Source organism: Agromyces flavus, from assembly GCF_900104685.1.
Classification (GTDB): Bacteria; Actinomycetota; Actinomycetes; order Actinomycetales; family Microbacteriaceae; genus Agromyces; species Agromyces flavus.
Genome location: NZ_LT629755.1, coordinates 1417546 through 1432958, shown reverse-complemented (window position 1 = coordinate 1432958; position 15413 = coordinate 1417546). Strand labels below are relative to the sequence as shown.

The 15413-nt window shown below is 71.1% G+C and carries 12 protein-coding genes; 9 read left to right on the top strand and 3 right to left on the bottom strand.

Going from position 1 to position 15413, the window contains the following annotated elements; translation table 11 throughout:
* Positions 1–2: 2 nt before the first annotated feature.
* From BLT99_RS06750 to BLT99_RS06740, 3 genes are all read left to right on the top strand, one after another.
* Positions 3–503, top strand: a complete 501-nt coding sequence (locus BLT99_RS06750; RefSeq protein ID WP_092670379.1) for an FHA domain-containing protein — start codon at positions 3–5, stop codon at positions 501–503.
* A complete protein-coding gene (gene ftsR / locus BLT99_RS06745; RefSeq protein ID WP_092670377.1) occupies positions 500–1192 on the top strand; it encodes a transcriptional regulator FtsR in 693 nt (230 codons plus the stop codon). The genes BLT99_RS06750 and ftsR overlap by 4 nt, the downstream gene beginning before the upstream one ends.
* Positions 1193–1312: 120 nt before the next feature.
* Complete coding sequence (locus tag BLT99_RS06740; protein WP_092670375.1) at positions 1313–1867, top strand: MerR family transcriptional regulator; 555 nt, start codon at positions 1313–1315, stop codon at positions 1865–1867.
* 74 nt (positions 1868–1941) lie between these two features.
* Here the strand turns inward: BLT99_RS06740 and BLT99_RS06735 are convergent, their stop codons facing one another.
* Positions 1942–2784 (bottom strand): ParA family protein, encoded by an 843-nt coding sequence (locus BLT99_RS06735; protein ID WP_092670373.1) that lies wholly within the window; start codon positions 2782–2784, stop codon positions 1942–1944.
* A gap of 79 nt (positions 2785–2863) precedes the next feature.
* Here BLT99_RS06735 and BLT99_RS06730 point away from each other — a divergent pair, with 79 nt between their 5' ends.
* The 3 genes from BLT99_RS06730 to def all read left to right on the top strand — a co-directional run bounded on the left by BLT99_RS06730 (position 2864) and on the right by def (position 8251).
* The gene (locus tag BLT99_RS06730; protein WP_092670371.1) at positions 2864–6268 is read left to right on the top strand and encodes a pyruvate carboxylase; all 3405 of its coding nucleotides are present in this window, start codon (positions 2864–2866) and stop codon (positions 6266–6268) included.
* Between the two features lie 35 nt (positions 6269–6303).
* On the top strand, positions 6304–7674 hold the full coding sequence (locus BLT99_RS06725; RefSeq protein ID WP_229724827.1) for a MinD/ParA family ATP-binding protein: 1371 nt from the start codon (positions 6304–6306) through the stop codon (positions 7672–7674).
* 85 nt (positions 7675–7759) lie between these two features.
* Positions 7760–8251 carry a peptide deformylase gene (def, locus tag BLT99_RS06720; RefSeq protein WP_092670369.1) on the top strand — a complete coding sequence of 164 codons (492 nt, stop codon included), beginning with the start codon at positions 7760–7762 and terminating at the stop codon, positions 8249–8251.
* 96 nt (positions 8252–8347) lie between these two features.
* Here the strand turns inward: def and BLT99_RS06715 are convergent, their stop codons facing one another.
* A complete protein-coding gene (locus tag BLT99_RS06715; protein ID WP_092670367.1) occupies positions 8348–10183 on the bottom strand; it encodes an AMP-dependent synthetase/ligase in 1836 nt (611 codons plus the stop codon).
* A 152-nt stretch (positions 10184–10335) separates the two neighbouring features.
* Between BLT99_RS06715 and BLT99_RS06710 the strand changes: the two genes are divergently transcribed.
* The 3 genes from BLT99_RS06710 (at position 10336) to BLT99_RS06700 (ending at position 13483) form a co-directional block, all read left to right on the top strand.
* On the top strand, positions 10336–11289 hold the full coding sequence (locus BLT99_RS06710) for an ROK family glucokinase (protein ID WP_092670365.1): 954 nt from the start codon (positions 10336–10338) through the stop codon (positions 11287–11289).
* Between the two features lie 52 nt (positions 11290–11341).
* Positions 11342–12031 carry a lysophospholipid acyltransferase family protein gene (locus BLT99_RS06705; RefSeq protein WP_092670363.1) on the top strand — a complete coding sequence of 230 codons (690 nt, stop codon included), beginning with the start codon at positions 11342–11344 and terminating at the stop codon, positions 12029–12031.
* Between the two features lie 81 nt (positions 12032–12112).
* Entirely contained in the window at positions 12113–13483 is a 1371-nt protein-coding gene (locus BLT99_RS06700; protein ID WP_371874269.1) for a class II 3-deoxy-7-phosphoheptulonate synthase, read from the top strand.
* Between the two features lie 34 nt (positions 13484–13517).
* On the opposite strand, the gene pknB is transcribed toward BLT99_RS06700, so the two are convergent.
* Complete coding sequence (gene pknB / locus BLT99_RS06695) at positions 13518–15410, bottom strand: Stk1 family PASTA domain-containing Ser/Thr kinase (RefSeq protein ID WP_301296284.1); 1893 nt, start codon at positions 15408–15410, stop codon at positions 13518–13520.
* Positions 15411–15413 lie beyond the last annotated feature (3 nt).

Sequence of the window (15413 nt, the reverse complement as noted above, 5' to 3'; positions counted from 1 at the left end):
ACATGAACCAGGCCGGTGCGAGCGACGAGAGGGATGAACCCTCGACGCAGACCTCCGCGCACGAGATGAACGCGGCGAACGACACGACGATGGGATTCAGCCGCGAGGCGGCGGCCCAGCTCAGTGCGCTCGACGGCGACATCTCGGCCGCCGAGCAGGAGGCGATCGCCGCGCTGCCGTCCGGGTCGGCACTGCTCATCGTGCGTCGCGGGCCGAACGCCGGTGCGCGGTTCCTCCTCGACACCGACGTCACCACCGTCGGCCGACATCCCGACGCCGACATCTTCCTCGACGACGTGACCGTCTCCCGCAAGCACGCCGAGTTCGTGCGCCACCGCACCGCGTTCGAGGTCCGCGACCTCAATTCGCTCAACGGCACCTACTTCGACGGCGTGCGCATCGACACGGCGCTGCTCAGCGACGGCGCCGAGGTCCAGATCGGCAAGTACCGCCTCACCTTCTACGCATCGCGACGCGACCTCTCGCCGGCGGGCACCGGGTGACCGAGGGCGCCGCCGCGCGGCGTCCGGCCCACGCCCCGCCGCTGCTCGGCATCGGCCAGGTCCTGGCGAAGCTCCAGCCGGAGTTCCCCGACCTGACCCCGTCCAAGCTGCGGTTCCTCGAGGAGCAGGGGCTCGTCACCCCGTCGCGCACGGCGGCGGGCTACCGCAAGTTCTCGCCGGCCGACGTCGAGCGGCTCCACCTCGTGCTCGCGATGCAACGCGATCACTACCTGCCGCTCAAGGTGATCCGTGCGCACCTCGAGGCGATCGACGGCGGAACGGCGCCGGCGCTGCCGGGCGCGGTGAGCGCCGCCGCCGTCCGGGCGACCGCGAACCGGTTCTCGCGCGACGAGCTGGTGCGCGAGGCCGGAGCCACGCCGAACCTGCTCGACGACGCCATCGCGGCCTCGGTGATCCGCCCGGCCGAGGTGTTCGGCCGGGATGCGCTCGACACGTTGCGCGCCCTCGCGGCCCTGCGCGCGGTGGGCATCGAACCACGTCACCTGCGCGGACTCCGGGGGGCGGCCGAGCGTGAAGCGGCGCTGATCGAGCAGGCGATCGCGCCCGAGCGTCGCCCCGACGCCGCGGGTCGCGCGCGCACCGCGGAGCGCGCGAGAGAGCTGGCCGACCACCTGGCCGTCGTGCACGCGAGCGTCCTCCAGCGCGCCCTCGACGGCCTCTCGCGCTGAGCCGGTCGACGAGCGCGACACGCCGTGACGTTCGGCCCGATGTCCTCGACTCCGATGCCGGGCGTGGGTAGCGTGGGACCCGCGCCGTCGAGGCGCCGACGAGAGGTGAGGGGCGATCGGATGAGCGAGCTCGATCGGAGCGAACGCACGCGCTACGACCTCGGATTGCTCTTCACCGACGGGCTTCCCGAGCACGACGACGGCACGGGATACCGCGGCGCCGTGGCGGCTCGTGCAGCGGGCATCAGCTACCGCCAGCTCGACTACTGGGCGCGCACCGAGCTCGTCGAACCCACGGTGCGCGGCGCCGCCGGCTCCGGGTCGCAGCGGTTGTACGGCTTCCGCGACATCCTCGTGCTGAAGCTCGTGAAGCGCCTGCTCGACACCGGCATCTCGCTTCAGCAGATCCGGGTGGCCGTCACCCAGCTCCGCGAGGCGGGCATCGACGACCTCGCGCAGACGACGCTCATGAGCGACGGCGCGAGCGTGTACCTCTGCACGTCCGACGACGAGGTCATCGATCTCGTCAATCGCGGGCAGGGCGTGTTCGGCATCGCCGTCGGCAAGGTGCTGCGCGAGGTCGAGTCCACGCTCGTCGAGCTCGACACGCAGCCCGCCGACCACGTCGACGAGCTCGCCGCTCGTCGAGGCCGGTCGAACCGCAAGATCTCCTGAGCGCACCCGGCGCGAGATCCGACGGCCCGCCACGGCGTTCGTGTGACGCCGTGTGACGCGAGCGCAGCGCGTCGTCAGCGGGTGCTGGAGTCGAGTTCGAGTCGTCCGCCAGGGGATTGGGCGTAGTCGCCGATCCGAGCAGTGCGCAGCACGCGCTCGAGCAGCTGGTCGAAGTGCGCCGACATCTCCTCGGCGCTCTCGCCGGGCCACATGTGGAGCGGCTTGGCCGCGCCCTGCGCCTGCTGGAGCGACGTGCGCTCGGGCAGCTGCGGGCTCAGCACGAGCGGGCCGAACATGTCCCGCAGCTCCTTGATGCGGAACTGGTGCTCGAGCGACTGCACGCGGGCGCGGTTCACGATGATGCCGAGCGGCTGCAGGCGGGGGGAGAGGCCGCGCCGGATCTCCTCGATCGCGCGCAGCGCGCGGTCGGCGGCGGCCACCGAGAACAGGCCCGGCTCGGTCACGACGGCGACGCGGTCGCTCGCGGCCCAGGCTGTGCGGGTGAGCGCGTTGAGCGACGGCGCGCAGTCGATGAGCACCAGCTCGTAGTCGGCCTCGACGTTGGCGAGCGCCTCCTCGAGCTTCCAGATGTCGCGGATCGACGGGTGCGGTCCGTCGTAGTTGATGGCGGACGGGCTGCCGATCATGACGTCGATGGTCGACTGCGGGTTCGATCGCGCCCAGCCGCTCGGGGCGATCGCCGAGCGGACGATCTTCTCCTTCGGCGACGCGAGGACGTCGGCGACGTTGAGATGGCCGCCGACCTGGATGTCCATGCCGGTCGAGACGTCGGACTGCGGATCGAGGTCGACCACCAGCGTGCGCACGCCGCGCGCGAACGCGGCAGACGCCAGCCCGAGGGTGACGGTCGTCTTGCCGACGCCGCCCTTCAGGGAACTGACCGAGAGAACGTGCACGAGCGAATACGTTACCGTTACTCGCAACGCGATACCTAAATGTTCGCTGTGCGGAAGTCCCCCATCCGGAAAGGCCTGCATGTTCTCGAAGATCCTGGTCGCCAATCGCGGTGAGATCGCCATCCGGGCGTTCCGCGCCGCCGTCGAGCTCGGTGCCAAGACCGTCGCCGTCTTCCCGTACGAGGACCGCAACTCGCTGCACCGCCTGAAGGCCGACGAGGCGTACCAGATCGGCGAGCCGGGCCACCCGGTGCGCGCCTACCTCGACGTCTCGGAGATCATCCGGGTCGCCAAGGAGTCCGGCGCCGACGCGATCTACCCCGGCTACGGCTTCCTCTCCGAGAACCCCGAGCTGGCGCAGGCCGCGGCCGACGCGGGCATCACCTTCATCGGGCCGCCCACGCGCGTGCTCGAGATGGCCGGCAACAAGGTCACCGCCAAGGAGCAGGCGATCGCGGCGGGCGTGCCGGTGCTCAAGTCCACCGAGCCCTCGCGCGACGTCGAGGCGCTTCTCGCGCAGGCCGACGAGATCGGCTTCCCGATCTTCGCGAAGGCCGTCGCGGGCGGCGGCGGGCGCGGCATGCGTCGCGTCGACAAGCCCGAAGACCTCCGCCGCGCGCTCGAGGAGGCCATGCGCGAGGCCGACAGCGCGTTCGGCGACCCGACCATGTTCCTCGAGCAGGCCGTCCTCCGGCCCCGTCACATCGAGGTGCAGGTGCTCGCCGACGGCACGGGCGAGACCGTGCACCTGTTCGAGCGCGACTGCTCGGTGCAGCGACGGCACCAGAAGGTCGTCGAGATCGCCCCGGCGCCGAACCTCTCCGACGAGATCCGGCAATCCCTCTACCGCGACGCGGTCGCGTTCGCGAAGTCCATCGGCTACGTCAACGCGGGCACCGTCGAGTTCCTGCTCGACACGGCGGGCGAGCGCGCCGGCCAGCACGTGTTCATCGAGATGAACCCCCGCATCCAGGTCGAGCACACCGTGACCGAGGAGGTCACCGACGTCGACCTCGTGGTCGCCCAGATGCGCATCGCGGCCGGCGAGACCCTCGCCGACCTCGGCCTCACGCAGGACCGCATCCAGCTGCGCGGCGCCGCCCTGCAGTGCCGCATCACGACCGAGGACCCGACCGCGAATTTCCGCCCCGACACGGGCAAGATCACGACCTATCGCTCTCCCGGCGGCGCCGGCATCCGCCTGGACGGCGGCACGGTCAACCCCGGCGCGCAGATCAGCCCGCACTTCGACTCGATGCTCGCCAAGCTCATCTGCCGCGGACGCGATTACGAGCAGGCCGTCACGCGTGCCAAGCGCGCACTCGCCGAGTTCCGCATCCGGGGCGTGTCCACCAACATCCCCTTCCTGCAGGCCGTGCTCGAGGACCCGTCGTTCATCGCGGGCGACCTCAGCACCTCGTTCATCGACGAGCGCCCTCAGCTCGTGCGCGGCCGGGTCTCCAAGGACCGCGGCACGAAGATCCTGAACTGGCTCGCGGATGTCACGGTGAACCAGCCCAACGGACCGGCCCCGACCTCCGTGGCACCCGTCGAGAAGCTGCCCGAGATCGACCTCGCGCAGCCGGCACCGGATGGCTCGCGCCAGCGGCTGCTCGAACTCGGACCCGCCGGGTTCGCATCGGCCCTCCGAGCCCAGACCCCGCTCGCCGTGACCGAGACCACCTTCCGCGACGCCCACCAGTCGCTGCTCGCGACTCGCGTGCGCACGCGCGACCTCGTCGCCGTCGCACCGTACGTCGCGCGCCTCACGCCCGAGCTGCTGTCGGTCGAGGCGTGGGGCGGGGCCACCTACGACGTCGCACTGCGGTTCCTCGGCGAAGACCCGTGGGAGCGGCTCGCGTCGCTGCGCGAGGCCCTTCCCAACATCAACATCCAGATGCTGCTGCGCGGCCGCAACACGGTGGGCTACACGCCGTACCCCACCGAGGTCACCGACGCGTTCGTGCAGGAGGCCGCCGCCACGGGCGTCGACATCTTCCGCATCTTCGACGCGCTCAACGACGTCTCGCAGATGCGCCCCGCGATCGACGCCGTGCTCGCCACAGGCGGCTCCATCGCCGAGGTCGCCGTCTGCTACACGGGCGACCTGCTCGACCCTGCCGAGGACCTCTACACCCTCGACTACTACCTCCGCCTCGCCGACGACATCGTCGCCGCAGGCGCGCACATCCTCGCGATCAAGGACATGGCCGGCCTCCTGCGACCCGCGGCCGCCGAGAAGCTCGTCACCGCGCTGCGCGAGCGCTTCGACCTGCCGGTGCACCTGCACACGCACGACACCGCGGGCGGACAGCTCGCGACGCTGCTCGCCGCGAGTCGCGCCGGCGTCGACGCGGTCGACGTCGCGAGCGCGCCCATGGCGGGAACGACGAGCCAGCCCTCGGCCTCATCGCTCGTGGCCGCACTCGCGCACACCGAGCGCGACACTGGGATCTCGCTCGACGCGGTCTCCGACCTGGAGCCTTACTGGGAGGCCGTGCGCCGCCTCTATCGCCCGTTCGAGTCCGGCCTGCCCGGACCCACGGGCCGCGTCTACCACCACGAGATCCCGGGCGGCCAGCTGTCGAACCTCCGCCAGCAGGCCATCGCGCTCGGCCTGGCCGACGACTTCGAGCTCATCGAGGACATGTACGCCGCCGCCAACGAGATCCTCGGGCGCGTGCCGAAGGTGACGCCCTCGTCGAAGGTCGTCGGCGACCTGGCCCTGCACCTCGCGGCCGTGAAGGCCGATCCGGCCGACTTCGCGGCCAACCCCGAGAAGTACGACGTGCCCGACTCCGTCATCGGCTTCATGGCCGGCGAGCTCGGCGATCTGCCGGGCGGATGGCCCGAGCCCTTCCGGTCGAAGGTGCTCGCCGGACGCGACGTCCGCGTCGGCGTCACCGAGCTCACCCATGCGCAGCGACGCGGTCTCGAGGAGCCCGGCGATGAACGTCGTGCACTGCTGAACGCGCTGCTGTTCCCCGCCCCGACGAGGCAGTTCGAGCAGATCCGCGAGCTCTTCGGCGACCTCTCGGTCGTCGACACGGCCGACTACCTCTACGGGCTCCGGCCGGGGTCCGAGCACGTGGTCGAGATCGCCAGGGGCGTGCGGCTGTACGCCGGCCTCGAGGCCATTGGCGAGGCCGACGACAAGGGCATGCGCACGGTCATGACGATCCTCAACGGCCAGTTGCGCCCCGTGTTCGTCCGCGATCGCAGCATCACGGTCGAGAGCCGAGCGGCAGAGAAGGCGGATGCCTCGCAGCCGGGCCAGATCGCCGCCCCGTTCTCCGGCGTGGTCACCCTCCAGGTCGAGGTGGGCGCCGAGATCGCGGCAGGCCAGGCCGTCGCGTCGATCGAGGCCATGAAGATGGAGGCGGCGATCACCTCGCCGGTCACCGGCGTCGTCGAGCGCGTCGCGATCCCGAAGACGCAGCAGGTCGAGGCGGGTGACCTGCTCGTCGTCGTGCGCCCACGATAGACTCGGGAGCGTTCCGCACCCCCGAGGAGGAATCGGTGGCTGAACACGATGACGAGACGGGCCCTGTCGCCCGCCGCCCACGTTCCCGCAGCACCGAGCGCCCCGCCGAGGGCGGTGGAGCGCACGCGGCCGACCGCGAGACGGTCGACGTCCGCGTCGACCTGCCGCCCGCGCCGGCGCCGCAGATGCCCGACGACGAGGTCGCCGTGGCCATCGACGACGTGGCGGTCGACCCGGGTGACCTCGGTGCCGTCACCACGGGCACGACCTCGGTCGAGGTACTGGCGTCGTCCACGGCGCGCGGCGGCTACCGGCGCGCGGCCGGACGCGATGCCTCGCCGTACAGCGCGCTGCTCGCCTCCGACGCGTCGCGTCTGCGCCGCGAGCGCGTGACCACCGACACCGGCGCCCACGTGGCGATCGTCGAGGAGGCCACGAGCGACCTCCTCCCCGCCGAACTGCCCGAGACGCCCGATTCGCTCACGCCCGACCGGTTGATCGACCTCAACCGCACCACGCGTCCCGCGCCGCAGGGCGGGCTCAACCGCTTCCTCTACGAGGCGACGCTGCACGTCGTCAACCTCGGCGACTCGGCGAAGGTGCGAGCCCACAAGGCCATGAACGAGCGGATCCGACGCCGCTTCGAGGGCGGCGCGCGGTTCGTGCCGGTGCTCACGCGCAAGGGCGGCGTCGGCAAGACCACGGTGACGGCGCTGCTGGGCATGGCCCTCGCCGACGCGCGCGACGACCGCGTGATCGCGATCGACGCCAATCCCGACCGCGGCACGCTCGCCGAGCGCGTCGACCGCCAGACCCGCGAGACGGTCCGCGACGTGGTCGCGAAGGCCTCGTCGATCGGCGGGTACACCGACTTCTCCAAGTTCGTCTCACGCGACGAGACGCGCCTGGACATCCTCGCGTCCGACACCGATCCGACGCTCAGCGAGGCGTTCGACGCCGACGACTACAACGTCGTCGCGGGCCTCGCCGCCCGCTACTACTCGCTCGTGCTCACCGACTGCGGCACCGGCATCGTGCACTCGGTGATGCGTTCGACGCTCCAGCGCGCCGACTCGATCGTCGTCGTGTCGGGCGGCAGCGTCGACGAGGCGCGGTTGGCGAGCGAGACGCTCACCTGGCTCGAGGCCAACGGCTACGGCGAACTCGTCCGCAACGCGGTCGTCGCGATCAACCTGGCCACACAGGGCACGCATCTCGTCAAGGTTGACGAGATCGAGGCGCACTTCCAGTCGCGCGTCCGTGAGATCGTGCGGATCCCGTACGATCCGCAGCTCGCGGCCGGCTCGGTCGTGCACTGGAGCGACCTGCGGCCGGTGACCCAGCACGCGGCACGCGAGCTCGCGGCCCTGGTCGTCGAGGGCCTGCCCGTCGAGCGCGGGCACTGAGCCCGTCGGTCACGTACGATGATCCCGCCCGTCGAGCACGGGCCGAACCCTGCCCGACGTGCTCGGGCCCGAACACGGAGCAGCATTGCCGGAACGTCCCATTCGCCTGTTCGGCGACCCCGTCCTGAAGACCGTCTCCGCGCCCGTCGACCAGGTCGACGACCGGGTGCGGGGCCTCGTCGACGACCTCGTCGACAGCGTGAGGCTGCCCGGTCGCGCCGGGGTCGCCGCGCCCCAGATCGGCGTGAACCTGCGCGTGTTCAGCTACAACGTCGACGGCGAGGTCGGCTACGTGATCAACCCCGAGATCGTCGAGGCCTCGGGCGAGGTCGAGCTCGTCGACGAGGGATGCCTCTCGGTGCCCGGACTCTGGCACAAGACGCCGAGGCGACCCTTCGCGCGCGTCCGCGGCATCGACCTCGACGGCAACGTCGTCGAGATCGCGGGGGAGGGGCTCATGGCGCAGGCGCTCCAGCACGAGGTGGATCACCTCGACGGCATCGTCTACCTCGACCGCCTCGAGAAGGACGAGCGCCGCGCGGCGATGCGCGCCGTCCGCGAGTCCGACTGGTTCTGAATCACGAGGGACGGGCGGATGCGACATCCGCTCGCCGCACCGGATGACGACGGGGCTCCGCGATGACCGCGGAGCCCCGTCGTCGTGCGGAGATCGTCAGCTGACGATCGAGTGTCCCTCGGTCGCGGGCGCGCCCGAGTACATGCCCTCGATCTCCGCCCCGAAGTCCTCGAGGATCACGTTGCGCTTGATGCTCATCTTCGGCGTCAGGTGACCGCTCGCCTCGGTGAACTCGAGCGGCAGGATGCGGAACTTGCGGATGGACTCGGCGCGCGAGACGGTCTCGTTCGCGGCGTCGATCGCGCGCTGCACCTCGGCGAGCACGGCCGGGTTCGCGGCGGCCTCGTCGAGGCTCATGCCGGCGTCCTCGTCGTGGTTGTTCAGCCACACCGGCAGCATCTCGGGGTCGAGCGTGACGAGGGCCGAGATGAAGGGCTTCTGGTCGCCGACCACGACGACCTGGCCGACGAGCGGGTTGGCGCGGATCGGGTCTTCCAGCGCGGCGGGGGCGACGTTCTTGCCGCCCGCCGTGACGATGATCTCCTTCTTGCGGCCGGTGATGGTGAGGAACCCGTCGGCATCGAAGGTGCCGATGTCGCCCGTCTTGAACCAGTCGCCGTCGAACACGGCGGCCGTCGCCTCGGGGTTCTTCCAGTACTCCTTGAAGACGTTGATGCCCTTGACCTCGATCTCGCCGTCGTCGGCGACGCGCACCGAGACACCCGGGAGCGCCGGACCGACCGTGCCGATCTTCGACTTGTGGGCGAGGTTGACCGTCGCCGGGGCGGTGGTCTCGGTGAGGCCGTAGCCCTCGAGGATCGTGATGCCGAGCGCGTGGTAGAAGTGGCCCAGGCGGGGGCCGAGCGGGGCCGAGCCCGAAACGGCGTACTTGACGTTGCCGCCCATGGCGTGGCGGAGCTTGGAGAACACCAGGCGGTCGAACAGGGCGAACTTGAGTCGCAGCCCGAGGGGCACCTTGCCCCCGGCCTCCTGCGCGGTCGAGTAGGCGATCGCGGTCTCGGCCGCGGCGTGGAAGATCTTGCCCTTGCCGCCGGCCTCGGCCTTCTGCTCGGAGACGTTGTAGACCTTCTCGAAGACGCGCGGCACGGCGAGGAGGAAGGTCGGCTTGAAGCTGCCGAGCGACGGCAGCAGCTGCTTGGTGTCGGGCTGGTGGCCGACGCGCACGCCCGCGTGCACGCACAGCACCGAGATGAAGCGCGCGAACACGTGCGCGGTCGTGATGAAGAGCAGCGTCGACGCGCCGTCGGGGTCGAGCACGACCTCCTCGAGCGCCACCGCGGCGTTCCGCGACAGCTCGACGAAGTTGGAGTGAGTGAGGACGCAGCCCTTGGGCTTGCCGGTCGAGCCCGAGGTGTAGATCAGGGTCGCGATGTCGCTGCCGACCGCGAGGTTGCGGCGGCGCTCGATCTCGTCGTCGGGCACGTCGGCCCCCGCCGCGACCAGCTTGTCGAGGTCGCCGAGGTCGATCTGCCACACGCTGCGGATGGCCGGCAGGTCGGGGTGCACCTCGTCGAAGCGCGCGAAATGGTCGGCGGTCTCGAGGATCACGGCGATGGCGCCCGAGTCGCCCAGGTTCCAGCGCACCTGGGCGGGCGAGCTGGTCTCGTAGATCGGCACCAGGACGGCGCCCGCGAACCACGCCGCGAAATCGATGAGCGTCCACTCGTAGCGGGTCTTGCTCATGAGGCCCACCTTGTCGCCCGGCTGGATGCCGGCCGCGACGAGGCCCTTCGCGAGGCGGACGACCTGCTCGTGGAACTCGCGCGTGGTGACCGGGCTCCAGCCGCCGTCGGCGGTCGGCAGCGAGAACAGCACCGAGTCGGGGGTCGCCGTGACCCGCTCGACCAGCAGGTCGGTCGTGTTCGCGTCGGGGTCGGCGGCCACGAGGGGTGCTGTGGCGAATTCGGTCACGGTAGCTCCTTCGGCACCGGGAGGTCGCACATCCGTCGGGGCCGCACGAACCTCGGCATTGGGGTTGACTACACTCTAGTCGGTGCGCCCCCGGCAGCCTCGGGACGCTTGTGCACCCCCTCCAAACGATCCCACTCCGAAAGGCCCCCCAATTGGCGCTTGCGATCGGCATCGACATCGGCGGCACCAAGATCGCCGGGGCCGTGGTCGACGAGCTCGGCGCGATCGTGCGCTCGGAGCGGGTCCCCACGCCGGCCGGCGACGCCGCGGCGCTCGAGGACGCCGTGGTCGAGATGATCCGCGCGCTGTCCGTCGATGCCGAGATCTCCGCGGTCGGCGTCGCTGCCGCCGGCTTCATCGACGCCGCGCAGTCGACGGTCTACTACGCGCCGAACATCGACTGGCGCAACGAGCCCTTCCGCGAGAAGCTCGAAGCGCGCGTCGGCGCCTCCGTGGTCGTCGAGAACGACGCCAATGCCGCCGGCTGGGCCGAGTTCCGGTTCGGCGCGGGCCGGATGGTGAGCGACATGGTCATGCTCACGATCGGCACCGGCGTCGGCGGCGCCATCGTCGCCGGCGATCGTCTCTTCCGTGGCGGCTTCGGCGCCGGCGCCGAGCTCGGCCACGTCCGGATCGTGCCGAACGGCATCGCGTGCGGCTGCGGGCAGCACGGATGCCTCGAGCAGTACGGGTCGGGTCGGGCGCTCCTCCGCATGGCCAACGAGATCGCCGACGCCGGCGGGATCGGGCAGGCGCTCGCGCGCGCCCGCGAGGCGCACGGCGCCCTGGACGGCGCCATCGTGGGCGGTCTCATCGGGGCCGAGGATCCGGGCGCGGTCGCGGCGCTGCGCCAGCTCGGCCAGTGGCTCGGCCAGGCGTCGGCGAGCCTGTCGGCGGTGCTCGACCCCCAGCGGTTCGTCTTCGGCGGCGGCGTCGCGGTCGCCGGCGAGCTGCTGCTCGCCCCCATCCGCGAGGCCTTCCTCGAGCACCTTCCGGCGCGGGGCTACCACCCCGAGCCCGACTTCGTCATCGCCGAGCTCGTCAACGACGCGGGCGTGGTGGGCGCTGCCGACCTGGCTCGGCTCTGGGTCGAGGAGCACGCCTGAGCGGTCGCGCACTAGGCTGGCTGCCGGGCGTTCGGCGAGACGGAGGACACCGGTGTTCTACTGGATCATGAAGCACATCGTGGTCGGCCCGATCCTCCTCGCGATCTTCCGGCCGTGGGTCGTCGGACTCGAGAACGTGCCCAAGGACGGCCCGGTCATCCTGGCCTCGAACCACCTGTCCTTCATCGACTCGATCTTCCTGCCGCTCGTCGTCGACCGTCCGGTCGTCTTCCTCGCCAAGAGCGAGTACTTCACCGGCAAGGGCCTCAAGGGATGGGCGACCCGCGTCTTCTTCCAGGCCGCCGGGCAGCTGCCGATCGACCGCTCGGGCGGCAAGGCGTCGGAGGCGTCGCTCAACACGGGTCTCCGGGTGCTGGGCGAGGGACGCATCCTCGGCATCTACCCCGAGGGCACGCGCAGCCCCGACGGACGCCTGTACCGCGGTCGGACTGGCGTGGCCCGGATGGTGCTCGAGGCCGGGGTCCCGGTGGTCCCCGTCGCGATGATCGGGACGGCCGAGGTCATGCCGATCGGCACTCGGCTGCCGAAGGTCCGGCGCGTGGGCATCGTGTTCGGGGACGCCCTCGACTTCAGCCGCTTCCACGGCATGGAGGGCGATCGGTTCGTGTTGCGCTCCGTGACGGACGAGCTCGTCTACGACCTGCGGGCGCTCAGCAGCCAGCCGTATGTCGACGTCTACGCGAGCACCGTCCGGGAGCAACGCGCTCCGCAGTCGCGGTAGGCTGGCGGGTACGGCGTCGCCCCCGTGCGGCGCCCCTTCCCTTTCTCCGCGCGCACCGCGCCCGAACCCCCAGGACACCAAGTGGTACAGCTCGTCGAGCCCATCGTGAACGCAGATCCCTCCGTGATCGCGGGCCTCGACTATTGGCGCACCCTGCCGATCAAGCAGCAGCCGTCCTGGCCCGATCCCGAGGCGGCCCACGCGGCGTCCGCTGAACTGGCGACGCTGCCGCCCCTCGTGTTCGCCGGCGAGGTCGACATGCTCCGCGATCGCCTGGCGGCCGCATCGCGCGGCGAGGCCTTCCTCCTGCAGGGCGGCGACTGCGCCGAGACCTTCGCGGGGGCGACCGCCGACCAGATCCGCAATCGCGTGAAGACCGTGCTGCAGATGGCGGTCGTGCTGACGTACGGTGCGTCGATGCCCGTCGTGAAGATGGGGCGGATGGCGGGCCAGTTCGCCAAGCCCCGCTCGAGCGACACCGAGACCCGCGGCGATGTCACGCTGCCCGCCTACCGCGGCGACATCGTGAACGGGTACGACTTCACGCCCGAATCGCGGGCGGCCGACCCGTCACGCCTGCTGCAGGGCTACCACATGGCGGCGTCCACGCTGAACCTGATCCGCGCGTTCACGCAGGGCGGCTTCGCCGACCTGCGCCAGGTGCACGCCTGGAACCAGGGCTTCGCCGCCAACCCCGCCAACGTCCGGTACGAGAAGCTCGCGCGCGAGATCGACCGGGCCGTGAAGTTCATGGACGCGTGCGGCGCCGACTTCGACGAGCTCAAGCGCACCGAGTTCTACACGGGCCACGAGGGCCTGCTCATGGACTACGAGCGCCCGATGACGCGGATCGACTCGCGCACCGGCACGCCGTACAACACGTCGGCGCACTTCATCTGGATCGGCGAGCGCACGCGCGAGCTCGACGGCGCGCACGTCGACTTCCTCTCCCGAGTGCGCAACCCGATCGGCGTCAAGCTCGGCCCGACCACGACCCCCGAGGTCATGCTCGAGTTGGTCGAGAAGCTCGATCCGAACCGCGAGCCGGGGCGACTCACGTTCATCACACGGATGGGCGCGGGGAAGATCCGCGATGCGCTGCCTCCGCTGCTCGAGGCGATCACACGCAGCGGCGCGAATCCGTTGTGGGTGACCGACCCGATGCACGGCAACGGCATCACGACGCCCACCGGCTACAAGACGCGGCGCTTCGACGACGTGGTCGACGAGGTCAAGGGGTTCTTCGAGGCGCATCGTGCGGCGGGCACGCACCCGGGCGGCATCCACGTCGAGCTCACGGGCGACGACGTCACCGAGTGCCTCGGCGGCTCCGAGCACATCGACGAGGAGACGCTCGCCACCCGGTACGAGTCGCTGTGCGACCCGCGACTGAACCACATGCAGTCGCTCGAGCTGGCGTTCCTGGTGGCCGAGGAGCTCGCGGCGCGCTGAACGCGCCCGGCCTTCGGTGCATCGGGCCCGGCCGCTACGGCTGGAAGTTGACCGTGACCTCGCTGCCACGGGCGACCTTCTCGCCGGCAGCCGGGCTCTGCACTGAGGCGACCACTGCGCCCTCGAGGAACGGCGGCACGTTCGACGCGACCGCGAAACCGGCCGCCTCGAGCTGCGCACGAGCCTGCGCGATGGTCTGGCCAGTGACCACGTTCGGGACCTCGATGAGATCGGGGCCCTTCGAGACGGTGAGGCGCACGGTGTCGCCCGGGTTCATCGGGTCGTCGAGCCAGTCGGCCGTGATCACCACGTCGATCGCGACCTCGTTGCTGAACTGGGGATCGGCGTACTCGACGACGAGTCCGGCGTCCTTCAGGCGCGTCTCGGCCTCGCCCACCGCGAGCCCCTCTACCGGCGGGACGGGCCCGACCGAGACGACGAGCGTGATGGCCCCGCGCTCGGGGTAGGTCGCGGGGATCGGTGCGCCGTCGCCGTCGAGCACGGCGATCACCGCGCCGGCCGCGACGTCGGCCGAGAACTGCTTCGCTGAGTCCTCCGCGACGGCGAACGCCTCGAGGGCCGTGCGTGCGTCGGCCTCGGGCAGGCCGACGACCTGCGGCACGTCGAGGATCTGCGGGCCCAGCGAGACGAAGAGCTGTACGGTCGACCCGCGGCGGGCGAGTGCGCCGTCCTCGGGGTCGGTGCCGGAGACCTGGCCTGCGGGGATCAGCGGGTCGTTGCGCTCGGCGGGCTCGACCTCGAATCCCGCCTCCTGGAGCACCTGCGTCGCGGTGTCGGGCAGCATTCCGGTCGTGTCGGGCACGGTCGCGAGCGACCCCGGTCCGGCGCCGAAGTACCATCCGGTGCCCGCTGCGAGGCCGGTCAGGAGCAGCACGAGTGCGAGCAGCCAATAGCCGCGTCGGCGCCGGGCGCTCGACGTGCGCGCGAGCGTCACCGCGTCGCCCGTGTCGCCGCCATCGTCGACCGCGGTCCCTGCCGGGGCGACGAGGCGGCCGGTCGAGGCCAGCACACGCGTCTCGGCCGTCGGTGCCGCGTCGATCGCGCCGATGACCGCGGTGTCTCCGGCGGCCGTCCGCGGATGGGCCGCCCGGAGCGCCGGCTCGAGTTCGCGGAGCCGTTCGAGCATGATGCGCGCGTCGGCCGGGCGCTCATCGGGATCGCGCGACGTCGCCCACAGCACGATCTCGTCGAGTTCGGCGGGCACCGAGGGGGTGCGTGTGCTCGGAGCGGGCACGGACTCGTTCGCGTGCTGGTATGCGATCTGCATGGGCGCCTCGCCGACGTACGGCTGCTCGCCGGTGAGCATCTCGTACGCCATGATGCCCAGCGCGTAGATGTCGCTGCGCGCATCTGCCACGCCCCGCGTCACGAGCTCGGGGGAGAGGTATGCGATCGTGCCGAGCAGCGCCTGCCCGGTCGCCGTGTTGGCGCTCGCCGCACGCGCGAGCCCGAAGTCGCCGAGCTTGATGCGCCCGTCGTCGGCGAGGAGCACGTTCTCGGGCTTGAGGTCTCGGTGCACGATGCCGGCCTTGTGCGCTGCGGCGAGACCGGCGAGCACCGCATCGAGGATGTCGACGGTCTGCTCGGGCGTGAGGCGCTTGTAGTCCTTGAGGAGGTCGCGCAGCGTGATGCCGGGCAGGTACTCCATGACGAGGTACGCCATGTCGGCGTCCTGGCCCTGGTCGAAGACGTTCACGACGTTCGGGTGCGCCAGGCGCGCCGCGGAGCGCGCCTCCTGGACGAATCGCGTCTTGAACGTGTTGTCGTCGGCGAGGTGTCCGTGCATCACCTTGATCGCGACGCGCCGCTCGAGGCGGAGGTCGGTCGCGAGGTACACGGTCGCCATGCCGCCGCGCGCGATGCGCGAGCGCACCTGATACCGGCCGTCGATGAGACGGCCGATCATCGG

Bases quoted from the DNA above. Each gene is read 5' to 3' on its own strand.
- pknB (WP_301296284.1), bottom strand. From the start codon at position 15,410: ATGATCGGCCGTCTCATCGACGGCCGGTATCAGGTGCGCTCGCGCATC.
- BLT99_RS06740 (WP_092670375.1), top strand. From the start codon at position 1,313: ATGAGCGAGCTCGATCGGAGCGAACGCACGCGCTACGACCTCGGATTG.
- BLT99_RS06730 (WP_092670371.1), top strand. From the start codon at position 2,864: ATGTTCTCGAAGATCCTGGTCGCCAATCGCGGTGAGATCGCCATCCGG.
- BLT99_RS06750 (WP_092670379.1), top strand. From the start codon at position 3: ATGAACCAGGCCGGTGCGAGCGACGAGAGGGATGAACCCTCGACGCAG.